Origin of the sequence: Nocardia sp. bgisy134 (genome assembly GCF_965341865.1) — a bacterium.
In the GTDB taxonomy this organism is placed as follows: Bacteria; Actinomycetota; Actinomycetes; order Mycobacteriales; family Mycobacteriaceae; genus Nocardia.
Window position 1 is genome coordinate 92781 of the sequence record NZ_CBDQZP010000010.1, and the last position, 12800, is coordinate 105580.

The 12800-nt window shown below is 70.6% G+C and carries 12 protein-coding genes; 1 reads left to right on the top strand and 11 read right to left on the bottom strand.

All coding sequences use genetic code 11. The features are described 5' to 3' along the window. Nucleotides 1–4 precede the first annotated feature (4 nt). Nucleotides 5–1687 carry an Hsp70 family protein gene (locus ACRWNM_RS18975; RefSeq protein ID WP_431969274.1) on the bottom strand — a complete coding sequence of 561 codons (1683 nt, stop codon included), beginning with the start codon at nucleotides 1685–1687 and terminating at the stop codon, nucleotides 5–7. Between the two features lie 104 nt (nucleotides 1688–1791). On the opposite strand from ACRWNM_RS18975, the gene ACRWNM_RS18980 reads away from it, so the two are divergent. Then, on the top strand, nucleotides 1792–2286 hold the full coding sequence (locus tag ACRWNM_RS18980; protein WP_431969276.1) for a nucleotide exchange factor GrpE: 495 nt from the start codon (nucleotides 1792–1794) through the stop codon (nucleotides 2284–2286). A gap of 7 nt (nucleotides 2287–2293) precedes the next feature. Here the strand turns inward: ACRWNM_RS18980 and ACRWNM_RS18985 are convergent, their stop codons facing one another. From ACRWNM_RS18985 to rimP, 10 genes are all read right to left on the bottom strand, one after another. After that, entirely contained in the window at nucleotides 2294–3031 is a 738-nt protein-coding gene (locus tag ACRWNM_RS18985) for a TIGR03943 family putative permease subunit (protein WP_431969278.1), read from the bottom strand. Further along, nucleotides 3028–4029, bottom strand: coding sequence for a permease (locus tag ACRWNM_RS18990; RefSeq protein WP_431969280.1), 1002 nt, complete (start codon nucleotides 4027–4029; stop codon nucleotides 3028–3030). The genes ACRWNM_RS18985 and ACRWNM_RS18990 overlap by 4 nt, the downstream gene beginning before the upstream one ends. A gap of 53 nt (nucleotides 4030–4082) precedes the next feature. Next, nucleotides 4083–5474 carry an MATE family efflux transporter gene (locus tag ACRWNM_RS18995; RefSeq protein ID WP_431969282.1) on the bottom strand — a complete coding sequence of 464 codons (1392 nt, stop codon included), beginning with the start codon at nucleotides 5472–5474 and terminating at the stop codon, nucleotides 4083–4085. Nucleotides 5475–5477: 3 nt separating this feature from the next. Next, nucleotides 5478–6479 carry a DHH family phosphoesterase gene (locus ACRWNM_RS19000; protein WP_431969284.1) on the bottom strand — a complete coding sequence of 334 codons (1002 nt, stop codon included), beginning with the start codon at nucleotides 6477–6479 and terminating at the stop codon, nucleotides 5478–5480. Between the two features lie 13 nt (nucleotides 6480–6492). Next, complete coding sequence (gene rbfA / locus ACRWNM_RS19005; protein ID WP_431969286.1) at nucleotides 6493–6936, bottom strand: 30S ribosome-binding factor RbfA; 444 nt, start codon at nucleotides 6934–6936, stop codon at nucleotides 6493–6495. Between the two features lie 47 nt (nucleotides 6937–6983). After that, the gene (locus tag ACRWNM_RS19010; protein WP_068062976.1) at nucleotides 6984–7274 is read right to left on the bottom strand and encodes a DUF503 domain-containing protein; all 291 of its coding nucleotides are present in this window, start codon (nucleotides 7272–7274) and stop codon (nucleotides 6984–6986) included. 112 nt (nucleotides 7275–7386) lie between these two features. Next, complete coding sequence (gene infB / locus ACRWNM_RS19015) at nucleotides 7387–10407, bottom strand: translation initiation factor IF-2 (protein WP_431969289.1); 3021 nt, start codon at nucleotides 10405–10407, stop codon at nucleotides 7387–7389. Nucleotides 10408–10516: 109 nt separating this feature from the next. After that, complete coding sequence (locus ACRWNM_RS19020; RefSeq protein ID WP_431969291.1) at nucleotides 10517–10795, bottom strand: YlxR family protein; 279 nt, start codon at nucleotides 10793–10795, stop codon at nucleotides 10517–10519. Between the two features lie 188 nt (nucleotides 10796–10983). Next, nucleotides 10984–12012: a transcription termination factor NusA gene (gene nusA, locus ACRWNM_RS19025; protein ID WP_068069413.1), complete on the bottom strand. Its 1029-nt coding sequence runs from the start codon at nucleotides 12010–12012 to the stop codon at nucleotides 10984–10986. Further along, entirely contained in the window at nucleotides 12009–12677 is a 669-nt protein-coding gene (rimP, locus tag ACRWNM_RS19030) for a ribosome maturation factor RimP (RefSeq protein WP_431969293.1), read from the bottom strand. Before rimP ends, nusA begins: the two co-directional genes overlap by 4 nt. Nucleotides 12678–12800 lie beyond the last annotated feature (123 nt).

Sequence of the window (12800 nt, forward strand, 5' to 3'; positions counted from 1 at the left end):
CGGCTCAGCTGTCGCGGCGCCGGGAGCGCTGCACCTGGTCGAGTTCCCGCGCGACGTCGGACTGGGACAGGGTGGCTCCGGTCTGCGCCGACAACGTCAGCGGCATGTCGGCGTCGACGTGGTGCGCGGTCACGTGCAGCACGCCGTCGAAACCCATCTCGAAGGTGACGCGCACCTCGCTGCCCGCGGGATAGCCCGGGGGAATGCCGCGAATCCGGCCCTCCACAAGTACTTTCGTGTCCTCGGGACGCACCGAGGCGGCCTGCCCCTGCTGTTCCACGATGGTCAGCTCGATCTGGTCCTGGTCCTCGCGCACGGTGCCGAACGAACGGCGCACCCGCACCGGCAGCGTCTGGTTGCGGTGCACCAGCCAGGCGGCCGCCAGCCCGTAGTGCGAATCCAGCGCCAGCACACCGAATCCGCGCGATACGACGGTGTCGACCTGGATCTCCAGCATCCGCCGCACCAAGCTCACCGGCTGGCCGAACGACTCCGCGACCCGGGCGATCGACTGGTCCAGATCCGCGGACGCCGCCTCGTTCAGTCCGGAGCCGTCCCGCAGCCTGCCGCGGGTGACCAGGTCGGCGACGATCAACCGTTCCATCTCGAGCTTCTCGCCGTAGAGCGCCGCACCGCGCGCCACCGACAGGTCAGGGTCGCGCAGCTCGCCGATCAGGCCGAGTTCCTTGGTCAATTCGCGTGCGACCATCGGCATCCGGGAGGAGCCGCCCACCAGCAGCAGCCGGTCGATCGACGTCACGCCGCGCTTGCCCGCCGCGGCGAGGCAGTCCCTGGTGAGATCGAGGGTGCGGCGCATCAGCGAGGCCGTCATCGACTCGAGTTCGTCCCTGGTCAGCGTGACGACGGCGCGCGCTCCGTCGTGCGCGACCACCACCTCGGTGCTCTCCAGTTCACTGAGTTCGCGTTTGGCCCGCTCGGCGGCCAGCACCAGCATCTGCGAACCGGCCGAATCGTCCAGCGGGTCTTCGGCATCGGGGTTGGCCGCGCAGAACCGCTGGGACAGGTACAGGGCGATCCGCTCGTCCCAGTCCGCGCCGCCCAGCTGATGGTCGCCTTCCACGGCGAGCACGGAGATACGCCGGTCGGCCAGCTCGATGACGGTGGCGTCGAAGGTGCCGCCGCCGAGGTCGTAGACGAGAACGGTCTCGCGCGCACCGGATGTGCCGATGTCCACGCCGCCGTCGAGCCTGCCGAACCCGTAGGAGAACGCCGCCGCGATCGGCTCGGACAGCACGCCGGCGACGTCGAAGCCCGCGTAGGCGCCCGCCTGGATCGTGGCGCGGCGCTCCTCGTCGCCGAAGTACGCGGGCACCGTGATCACGGCGCGCCGCACCGGTTCGCCGCCGCCGAATTCCGCGTCGGCGGCGAGACTCTTGAGGATCAGCGCCGACACGGCGGGCGCCGACCAGGTCTCGCCGTGCGCCGCGAAACGCCACTCCGAGTCGCCCATCCGGCGCTTCACCAGCGAGCACACGTGCTCGGGATCCAGCCGGGCCTGCCGCCGGGCGCCCTCGCCCACCAGATGATCGAAGGCGGATGCGAACAGCACGACGGAGGGAACCGTCGGTTCCCCGTTCATGCCGATCATTACTTCGGGCCGACCGTCGGCGTCGATCCGCGCGATCGCCGAGTTCGTTGTGCCCAGGTCGATGCCGTAGACCCCCATGGCAGGCGATGGTATCAGCCGGGTCCGACAGCGGCGCAGCGACCGTTCGGCGAATCCGGCTGACGCCCAATCCAATAGCCGCGCGCCCCGGCTATGGTGCGATCATGACGGAACCAGTCGCGGAATCGCTCGCCCAACTCGTCGAACGCGTCGACGACCTGTCCCGGGTCGTCGCCCGCCAGGCCGCCACCATCGAGCGCCTCGCCGACGAGGCCAAGGCCCGCGCCCGCCAGGACCGCGCGGGCGCCGATCTGCCGCTGGTGGTCGAGCTGTTCGCGCTGCACGGCGACACCGCCGCCTGCGCCGCCACCGCCGAGACCCCGAGGGAGCGAGCGGCGTTCGAGGCCATCGTCGCGCGCGTCGAGCGGCTGCTCACCGGCCGGGGCGCGGCGCTGGTCACGCCGCGACCCGACGACCCTTTCGACTCGCTCACCATGGAGGCCGCCGACGTCACCGCGACCGCCGACCCGGATGCCGACCGCACCGTCGAGGCGCTGGTACAGCCCGGCCTCACCGTCGCGGGCCGGTCGGTGCGTCCCGCGGGCGTCGTCGTCCGCCGCTTCCGCGCGACCGAGAACGCCGCGGTGAATTTGGCCTGAGTCCGCGTCAGCGACCGCGCTCATAGGAGTGATCGGGTCGTTCGACCCGCCGGAATTCGTGCACCACGAGCGTCGGCGTCCCGTCGCGATCGCGGCGCGCGCTGTCTTGTTCGACGACGCCGCGCACCTCCAGCCAGGTGTCCTCGTCGAGTGACTCCTCGATACCGGTCAGGTGCAACCGGATGTAGCGGGCGTCCGCGACACAGCAGGTGATGACCACGCGGGCCAGGTCGATCCTGTAGCCGCGCATGCGGCGCAGCACGAAACCGCTGACGGTGATCTCGCGGCCGTCCAGCGACCGCGTGGCGTCGAGTGTCGCGCGGTTCACCACCTCGCTGATCGAGACGATGGGAGCGGGCTCGTCGGGCAGCGGCGGGTAGTCGATCAGCTCGGGTTGCGCCACAACGGGATCCGGCGGGCGGATCGCCGAACTGGTCACCGCGGCTCCCGCGCCGAGCGCGGGCGGCGCCACCAGCAGGAGCACGGCGACCGGCGCGAGCAGCAACCACTGGACACGCCCGTGCTCGTGCTCGTGCTCGTGGCGATGGTTGCTGCCGCGCGACGACCCGCGATACAGGTCGCCGATGATGGCCGCGGTGCCGAGCGCGACGATGCCGATCCCGCTGACCAGCAGGAACGGAAAGAGCCCCGGTTTGACGTAGCGCAGGTAAGTGCCGTCGAAAGTGATGCGCAGCACCGCGATTCCGATCAGCAGCACGAGCAGATTCTGCGTTTCCCGCCTCATCGCGTACCCCCGAGGAAGACATAGCCCGCCACCGTCGCGCAGACGATCGCGACGACGAAAGTCGACGGCGCGAACCACATCGCGAACCGCCGCCCGAACGCGCCGGCCTGCATCGCGAACAGCTTGACGTCCACGGCAGGCCCGACAACGAGGAACACCAGCCGCGGCAGCAGCGGCAGCGTCGACATACTCGCCGCGACGAACGCGTCGGCCTCCGAGCACAGCGCGAGCACCACCGCCAGCACCGCGAGCACCAGGACGGCCAGCAGCATCTGGGTGGCCAGCTGCTCGAACCATCGCGGCGGGACGAGCACGTGCAACGCCGCCGCGGTGGCCGCGCCGAGCACCAGGAACGCGCCGGCTTGCAACAGGTCGTGCCGGGCTGCCTCGGCGAAGACCTCGGCCCGACTGCGGCCGGTTACGCAGTGGCCGGGCCCGCCGCGCGGCAGCATCCAGGCGGGGCTGCCGAAACGCGACCACAGCATTCCCATCACGAGCGCGGTTGCCAATGAGCCCGCGAACCGCGCCGCCACCATCCCGGGCTCGCCGGGAAACGCGACCGCGGTGGCGACCAGCACCACCGGGTTGATCGCGGGCGCCGACAGCAGGAAGGCCAGCGCCGCCGAACTCGGCGCGCCCTGATCGATCAGCCTGCGCGCCACCGGTACCACGCCGCATTCGCACCCTGGCAGCGCGACCCCCGCCAGCCCGCCGACTCCGATCGCCGCGATCTCGTTGCGGGGCAAGACCTTCCGCAGCAGCGCGGGCGAGACGAACGCGGCGATCGCGCCGCTGACAACTACCCCGAGCACGAGAAAAGGGATGGCCTGCACGAAAACTCCGACGAACATCGTCAGCGCGGTCTGTAGCCGCACTCGCGCGTCGATCGCCGAGGCCAGCTGCGCCTGCCAGGCGATGCCCGCCACCAGCAATCCGGCGAGAACGTAGGTCGACGACACCCGGGTTCGCGCGCGGCGCGCTGTCAGCTGCTCGAGCATTCCCACATCTTGCCAGGAATGAATATCGTTATCGAACTATCGCACCCGGTCGATCAGGCACGCCCCCGCGGGATCTCCGCGCCCACCTGCGCCCAGCGGCCCGACAGTGTCCGCCAGACGACCGCCGCCAAGCGCAGCACCATGAACGCGACCAAGCCGGACCAGATGCCCGCGAGCCCCCAGTCGAAGACGAGCGAGAGCCAGATGGCGGGCAGGAACCCGGCCAGCGCGGCGCCGAGCGTAGCGGTCCGCAGGAACGCCGCGTCACCGGCGCCGAGCAGCACGCCGTCGAGCGCGAAGACCACACCGGCGACCGGAATGATCCCCACGAAGTACCACCACGCCACGTGGGTGCGATCAAGCACGGCCGGGTCGTCGGTGAACAGCGTCGGGACGACCGCGTACCCGGCCGCGAACGCAGCGGACAGCGCGAGCGCGAAGACCTCCGACCACCGCGTGACGCGCCACGCGAGCCGCCGCGCCCCCACGGCGTTGCCGCTGCCGAGCGCCGCACCCACCAGCGTCTGCGCGGCGATGGCCAGCGAGTCCAGGGTCAGCGCAAGGAAATTCCACAGCTGAAGGACCAGCTGGTGCGCCGCGACGGAGGCCGCCCCGAACCGCGAAGCCACGGCCGCCGCCGATACGAAGCAAGCTTGAAAAGCCAGGCTGCGCAGGATCAGGTCGCGGCCGAGCACCAACTGGGCGCGCATCACCGACCAGTGCGGAACCAGCGAAACCCGTTCCCGCATCAGGGCGCCGAGAAACAGCACGGCCGTCACCGCCTGCCCGGCGAGGTTCGCCACCGCCGAGCCGGGCAGCCCCAGCGGCGGCGCGCCTAGCAGTCCGTGCACGAGCATCGGACACAGGACGGCAGAAAGCGCAAGACCGGCAACCACATACAGCAGCGGACGGCGGGTCTCCTGGACACCGCGCAACCACCCGTTGCCCGCCATAGCGATCAGAATGAGCGGCACGCCGAACAGCGCGATCCGCACCCACGGCAGCGCCTCGGCGGCGATGTCCCCGCCGCCCGCGATCGCCTCGGTCAGCGGAACGGCGAACGCCTGCACCGTGATCAGGATCAGCAGACCGACCAGGACCGCCAGCCAGGTGGCCTGCACGCCCTCGGCCACCGCACCACGCTCGTCACCGGCGCCGTGCCTGCGCGCCGCCCGAGCGGTCGTCCCGTAGGACAGAAAGGTCAGCTGGGTGCTCACCTGCGCGAGAATCAATCCCCCGACGGCAAGTCCGGCCAGCGCCAGCGCGCCGAGCCTGCCGACCACCGCCAGATCGAACAGCAGATAGAGCGGTTCGGCGACCAGGACGCCCAGCGTGGGCAGCGCGAGCCCGAGTATGCGCCGCGGCCCGGCCTCAGCGGGATCGGCGCCGCTACCGACCGGATCCGCGCGGACTTCCTCGGCGTCGCCGACATCCTGTCTGCTCATCCGCTATCCCAGCGCGGCGAGCAGCGCCCGCACCACATCCTCCGGGCGTCCGTCGGTGGTGTACCCGGCCGCGTAACGATGGCCACCACCGCCGAGCGCGGTCGCCACCTCGGCGACGTCGACGCCGTCCCGCGCGCCGGGCCCGGAGTCCCGCGACCGCAGCGACACCGTCCAGCGGCCGTCGACGGTGCGCGACTCCTTGAACACCGCAGCCACCCCGGCCTCCGCCGTGGTGCGGACGATATCGATGACGCTCTCGACCTCCTCCGAGCGCACCCCCGTCGCGTCGTCGCGGCGCACGAACACATACGCCAATCCGGTGCCGCCGCGCGCCCCCGGCTCCAACCGGGCGGTGCCGAGGACCCGCGAGAGCATCGGCAGCCAGTCGAACGGATGCGTGTCCAGCAACGTGCGCGCGATCTCCGCACCGTCGATCCCGGTGGCCAGCAGCCGTTCGGCCAGTCGATGGGTGCCCGGCTGCACCCAGCGGAACGAGCCGGTGTCGGTGACCAGGCCCGCGTACAGGCAGTGCGCCACCTCGGGATCGATCGGAACGCCCCAGGCGTCGAGCAGCCGGGCGATCAGGCTGGTCGTGGACTCGGCGCCGGGGTCGACCACGTTGATCGCGCCGAAGCTGGTGTTCGAGCGGTGATGGTCGACCACCAGAGTCGTCGCGGCGCCGGACAATCGGTCGGCCAGCGCGCCGAGCCGACCCGCGCTGCCGCAGTCCACCGCTACGAGCAGGTCCACCTCGCGCGGCACCTCCGCGGGCGCGACCAGATGCTCGATCCCGGGTAGCGAGCGCATGGAGGCAGGCAGTTCGGCCGGCTCGGCGAACGAAACCCACACCGGGATGCCGCGCCGATGCAGCACGAGTGCCAGTGCCAGGCCGCTGCCGATGGTGTCGGCGTCGGGTTGCACGTGACACAGGATGGTGACCGATCCGGCGGCCGTCAGTGCCGCGACGGCCGCGTCGAGCTCGGCCGCGTTACCGCTCGTCGTCATCCGCGCCCGCGCGTCACTCGGCGCTGTCGCGCTCGACCTTGTACGGGTCTGAGTCGCCCGCGTGGGTGGCGTTGGCGGCCGTCTTGGCCACCGCGTCGTCGGCGGCCCTGGCGCGGGCGAGCAACTCCTCCATCTCACGCGCGGCGTCGGGCACCTTGTCCAGTACGAAGGCCAGCGTCGGCGTGAACTTCACCCCTGTCCCCGCCCCCACCTTGGAACGCAGCACCCCCGTGGCCTTCTGCAGACCGGAGGCCGCGGACGCGTAATCCGGCTCGGCGTCGAGGGTTTCACCCATCACCGTGTAGTACACCGTGGCCTCGCGCAGATCACCGGTGACCTTCGCGTCGGTGATCGTCACGAAACGCAGCCGCGGATCCTTCACCTCGTATTCGATCGCGGTCGCCACGATCGAGGAAATCCGCTTCGCGAGTCGGCGTGCCCTGGCTTGATCCACCATGGCCGTTTCCTCCTCACTGTTGTCAGTATTCGGTTGGCGTCGCGGCCCTAGTCCTCGGGCCCGAAGATCCGGCGGCGTACTGCCAGCAACTGTAGCTCCGGACGCGCCGCGACGTGCCTTTCACATTTGTCGAGCACTTCGGTCAGGTGATCCATGCCGGCGCTGACCATGGCCACCCCCAGCAACGAGCGCCGGTACCGATCGTGTTCCCCGCCCTCGGCCGCGCTCACACCGAAGCGTTGCAGCTCGGCGATTACCGGCCGGATGACCGACCGCTTCTCCTTCAACGAATGCACGTCGCCGAGCAGGATGTCGAATTCCAGTGCACCTAGGTACACCCACACACCTTCCAGTGTCGAAGGCCGAACCGAACACCGCACCTCGCGCCCGGCGCCCCGCCGTACGGGCGGGGCCTCGGACACAGGTGCGGTGTTCGCTAGTTCGGACCGATCAGTCGCGCGGCTTCTCGCGCAGCTCGTACGCCTCGATGACGTCGCCCTCCTTGATATCGGAGTAGGTCAGCGTCATACCGCATTCGAAGCCCTCGCGGACCTCGGTCGCGTCGTCCTTCTCGCGCTTCAGCGAGGAGATCGTCACGGTCTCGGCGATCACCACGTTGTCGCGGAGCAGACGCGCCTTGGCATTACGCTTGACCGACCCGGAGGTGACCATGCAGCCCGCGATGTTGCCGACCTTCGACGAGCGGAAGATGGCCCTGATCTCGGCGCGACCCAGCTCGACCTCTTCGTAGATCGGCTTGAGCATGCCCTTGAGGGCCTTCTCGATCTCGTCGATGGCCTGGTAGATCACCGAGTAGTACCGGATGTCCACGCCTTCGCGGTTGGCCAGCTCGGTCGCCTTGCCCTCGGCGCGCACGTTGAACCCGATGATGATCGCGTTCGACGCCGAGGCCAGGTTGACGTTGGTCTCGGTGACGCCACCGACACCGCGGTCGATGACCCGCAGGCGCACCTCGTCGCCGACCTCGATACCCATGAGGGCCTCTTCGAGGGCCTCGACGGTACCGGAGTTGTCGCCCTTGAGGATCAGGTTCAGCTCCGAAGTCTCCTTCAGCGCGGCATCCAGATCTTCCAGGCTGATGCGCTTGCGGCTGCGCGCGGCCAGCGCGTTGCGCTTGCGCGCATTGCGACGGTCGGCGATCTGGCGAGCGATGCGGTCCTCGTCGACGACGAGCAGGTTGTCACCCGCGCCCGGCACCGACGTGAAGCCGACGACCTGGACGGGCCGCGACGGCAGCGCCGCATCGACGTCGTCGCCGTGCTCGTCGACCATCCGGCGCACGCGACCGTAGGCGTCGCCCGCCACGATCGAGTCGCCGACGCGCAGCGTGCCGCGCTGGATCAGCACGGTCGCCACCGGGCCGCGGCCGCGGTCGAGGTGCGCCTCGATGGCGACACCCTGGGCGTCCATGTCCGGGTTGGCGCGCAGGTCGAGGGCGGCGTCCGCGGTGAGCAGGACCGCCTCGAGCAGTGCCTCGATGTTGGTGCCCTGCTTGGCGGAGATGTCGACGAACATCGTGTCGCCGCCGTACTCCTCGGCCACCAGGTTGTACTCGGTCAGCTGCTGCCGGATCTTCTCCGGGTTCGCGCCTTCCTTGTCGATCTTGTTGACCGCCACGACGATCGGCACGTCGGCCGCCTGCGCGTGGTTGATCGCCTCCACCGTCTGCGGCATGACGCCGTCGTCGGCGGCGACCACCAGGATCGCGATGTCGGTGGCCTTCGCACCGCGGGCACGCATGGCGGTGAACGCCTCGTGACCCGGGGTGTCGATGAAGGTGATCAGGCGGTCGTCGTCGCCGAGGTGGGTCATCACCTGGTAGGCGCCGATGTGCTGGGTGATACCGCCCGCTTCGCCCTCACGGACGTTGGCCTTGCGGATCGTGTCCAGCAGTCGGGTCTTACCGTGGTCGACGTGACCCATGACGGTCACCACCGGCGGGCGGACCTGCAGGTCCGTCTCGTCGCCCTCGTCCTCGCCGTAGGTGAGGTCGAAGCTCTCCAGCAGCTCGCGGTCCTCGTCCTCGGGGCTGACCACGTGCACGACGTAGTTCATCTCGCTGCCGAGCAGCTCGAGGGTCTCGTCGTTCACCGACTGGGTCGCGGTGACCATCTCGCCGAGGTTGAACAGCGCCTGGACCAAGGCGGCCGGGTTCGCGTCGATCTTCTCCGCGAAGTCCGACAGCGACGCGCCGCGGGCGAGCCGGATGATCTCGCCGTTGCCGCGCGGCAGCCGCACGCCGCCGACGGCGGGCGCCTGCATGCTCTCGTACTCGGCGCGCTTCGCCCGCTTCGACTTACGGCCACGACGCGGCGCGCCACCGGGACGACCGAACGCGCCTGCCGCACCGCCACGGCCACCGGGACCGCCGGGACGACCGCCGCCGCCACCACCGGGGCGACCACGGAAACCACCGGCCGCGGGAGCGCCTGCGCCCGCACCGGGTGCACCGGTACCGCCGCCACCGCCGCCGCGGTAGCCGCCGCCACCGCCGCCCGGACGACCGGCGCCACCGGCGCCGCCACCCGGACGACCGGGACGACCGGCACCGGCGCCGCCCGGACCCGGACGCGCCGAACGCTGCGGCATGGCACCGGGATTCGGACGCGGCGGCATCGAGCCGGGGCTCGGACGCGGACCACCCGGACGGGGGCCGCCACCCTGAGCGGCTGCCGGACGCGGACCACCCTGACCGGGACCAGGACGCGGACCACCCTGAGCCGGACCGGGACGCGGGCCACCCTGGGCCGGACCCGGACGCGGGCCACCCTGCGGGCCGGGACGCGGACCACCCGGGGTCGGGCCGGGACGCGGACCGTGACCGGGGGCCGGACGCGGGGCGCGCTCGGGCGCGGGCGTCGACGAGTAGGGGTTGTTACCGACACGCGGGGTCTTCGGACCGGGCTTCGGACCACCGGGACGCGGACCACCCTGCGCGGACGCGCCGGGGCGCTGCTGCTGGCCGGGACGCGGACCACCTGGAGTGGGGCGCGGACCGGACGGCGCGGGCGCGGGCGCGGCCTTGGCGGCGGGCGCCGATTCCTGCGCGGGCGTCGCGGGGCCGGGCTTCACGGCCGGACCGGGGCGCACACCGTCACCGGGACGGGCGGTGGCCGGGCTGGGCGCCGCGGCGGCCGGGGAAGCGGCCGGGGACGACGCGGCGGCCTGCGCCGGAGCCGGGGTACGTGGGCCGGGGCGCGGACCGCCCGCGGCGGGCTTCGCGGCCGGTCGAGCCGACGAAGCGGGCCCGGGGCGAGCCCCGGACTTGGAGTCTGCCGCCGGCGCGGACTTCGCCGCCAACGACTCTCGCAGCCGACGCGCGACGGGCGCTTCCACCGTCGAGGACGCCGACTTCACGAACTCGCCCTGCTCCTTGAGCGTTGCGAGTAGTTCTTTACTCGTGACACCGAGTTCTTTTGCCAACTCGTGCACGCGGGCCTTGCCTGCCACTGCTCTCCTCACTGAGAGGTCGAGCAGTGCCACCGTTTCAGGGGACGGCGGCCCGCACGACCTCGGGTTATCTCCGATGGACGTTCATCGTTGGTACTTCACGGTGTGCTCATGAGTGCTCGTGCCTGTTCTCGAGGTAATGCTCCAGGGCTGAGATATCCAGATGTCCGGACACTCGTAGTGCTCTGCCGAATGCTCGGCGCCGTTCTGCAGTGCTCAGACAAGACGAAAGGGGGTGCAACCAGGCACCCCTCCCGGGAAGTCTGCGCCGCGGATCGGGAACGATCACGACGATACGGGATCCGTCTCCGGCGTCCCGATCTTGTGCCACGATCCGCAACAGATCGACGGCCAACTCGCGCTTCCGGCATCCGATACACGTACGCACCGGAACCGATCGCCGCGCGGGCGCGGGGTGTTGCTCGGTGGTGCGTTCGGGCGAAGGTGCCGAAGGCTCGTGCTGAACCTTGGACCACTGTACCGCTGCCCGGCCCCGAACGCCGAACCCCTCCCCCGCGGAAGTTACCAACATGTCATCCCCGGGGCGGGATTCCCTGTTCGCGGTGTGAGCTCCGCTCAACTGCGATGCGCCTCCGTCCGCACGCCACCGCCCACGTCGGGGGCCGCGTCGCTGCGGATATCGATGCGCCACCCGGTCAGACGCGCGGCCAGGCGGGCATTCTGCCCCTCCTTGCCGATCGCGAGCGAGAGCTGGAAATCGGGCACGACGACCCGGGCCGCGCGCGCGTCGGCGTCCACGATAGTGACGGAAACCACTTTCGACGGCGACAGCGCGTTGCCGACGAAGGCGGCCGGATCCTCGGCGTAATCGATGATGTCGATCTTCTCGCCCGCCAGTTCGCTCATCACATTGCGCACACGCTGACCCATCGGGCCGATACACGCGCCCTTGGCGTTGACGCCGGGCACGGTGGAGCGCACCGCGATCTTGGAGCGGTGCCCGGCCTCGCGAGCCACCGCGACGATCTCGACCGAGCCGTCGGCGATCTCGGGGACCTCCAGCGCGAACAATCGGCGCACCAGGTTCGGGTGGGTGCGCGACAAGGTGATCTGCGGTCCGCGCGGGCCGCGGGAGACACCGACCACGTAGCACTTGATGCGGTCGCCGTGTTCGTAGGTCTCGCCGGGCACCTGCTCGGCGGGCGGGATCAGGCCCTCGGTGCCGTGCAGTTCGCTGCCGATGCGGACCACCACCGTGCCGCGGGCGTTGGCGCGCGCGTCGCGCTGCACCACGCCGCCGACGATGTCGCCCTCGTGGGTGGAGAACTCGCCGAAGGACTTCTCGTTCTCCGCGTCGCGCAACCGCTGCAGCACCACCTGGCGCGCGGTGGTCGCCGCGATCCGGCCGAAACCCTCTGGGGTGTCGTCCCATTCGGAGATCACGTTGCCGTCGGCGTCGAGTTCGCGGGCCATCACCCGCACCACGCCGGTCTTCTGGTTGATGTCGATACGCGCGTTGGGCTGGTGGCCCTCGGTGTGCCGATACGCGGTCAGCAGCGCCGACTCGATCGCGGAGATCACCGTCTCGATCGAGATCCCCTTGTCGGCCACGATCGCGCGCAGGGCTTCGATTTCGATGTTCATTCCACGATCCCTTCGGTCGAATCGGACGCTGTTACAGGTAATGCTTCGGTGTTTCCTCGGACATCTGCGGCATCGTCGACCGCGAGGGCATCGTCGTCGTGCCCTGGCCTCGGCCGACCTGGCGCCACTCCGCCCGCCAGCTCCAGCTCCCGCGCGCCGGGCGGGGAGAACTCGACCTGGACGACGGCGTCGGCGATATCGGCCAGCGGCACGTGCACCCGGTGCGGATTGCGCTTGCCGCCGAACACCAGCGCCACCGAATCCTGCCCCAGCGCGCCCACCCGCGCCTCGAACCGCGCCGAGCCGCCCGGTTCCGGTGGCTCGGCCCCCGGTCTCAGCGTGACGCGCACCTTGCGGCCCTGCGCGCGGCGCCAGTGCCGGTCGGCGGTGAGGGGGCGGTCGATGCCGGGCGTCGACACTTCGAGCAGGTAGGGCGTCTCACCGAAATCGCCCGCGTCGTCGAGCAGCAGCGAGAGGTCCGAACTGAGGGTGGCGATGGTGTCGAGGTCGGCGGTACCGTCGCTGTCGACGGTGACCTTGACTTTGGCTTGCGCGTCCGCGTGCCCGGCTGCCGTCGAGATATCGACGCCCTCGAGGTCGAATCCCCGGCGTTCGACGAGTCCAGCAACGAGCTGGCTCACCCTTTCCTCGGTCGGCATCGGCATGTGGGGCGGCTCCTGGTTCAGTTGTGACGCGGTCGGAATTTTCTGTACCGAAGGTCTAGCGTAACGCGCCACGAGAGTGTAAAGGACCATCGGCCCGCGGCAAGCGTCCCGGGTCCCCGGCGC

Coding starts and splice junctions, on each gene's coding strand:
- ACRWNM_RS18975 (WP_431969274.1), bottom strand. CDS start 1,687: ATGGGGGTCTACGGCATCGACCTGGGCACAACGAACTCGGCGATCGCG.
- ACRWNM_RS18980 (WP_431969276.1), top strand. CDS start 1,792: ATGACGGAACCAGTCGCGGAATCGCTCGCCCAACTCGTCGAACGCGTC.
- ACRWNM_RS18985 (WP_431969278.1), bottom strand. CDS start 3,031: ATGAGGCGGGAAACGCAGAATCTGCTCGTGCTGCTGATCGGAATCGCG.
- ACRWNM_RS18990 (WP_431969280.1), bottom strand. CDS start 4,029: ATGCTCGAGCAGCTGACAGCGCGCCGCGCGCGAACCCGGGTGTCGTCG.
- ACRWNM_RS18995 (WP_431969282.1), bottom strand. CDS start 5,474: ATGAGCAGACAGGATGTCGGCGACGCCGAGGAAGTCCGCGCGGATCCG.
- ACRWNM_RS19000 (WP_431969284.1), bottom strand. CDS start 6,479: ATGACGACGAGCGGTAACGCGGCCGAGCTCGACGCGGCCGTCGCGGCA.
- rbfA (WP_431969286.1), bottom strand. CDS start 6,936: ATGGTGGATCAAGCCAGGGCACGCCGACTCGCGAAGCGGATTTCCTCG.
- nusA (WP_068069413.1), bottom strand. CDS start 12,012: ATGAACATCGAAATCGAAGCCCTGCGCGCGATCGTGGCCGACAAGGGG.
- rimP (WP_431969293.1), bottom strand. CDS start 12,677: ATGCCGATGCCGACCGAGGAAAGGGTGAGCCAGCTCGTTGCTGGACTC.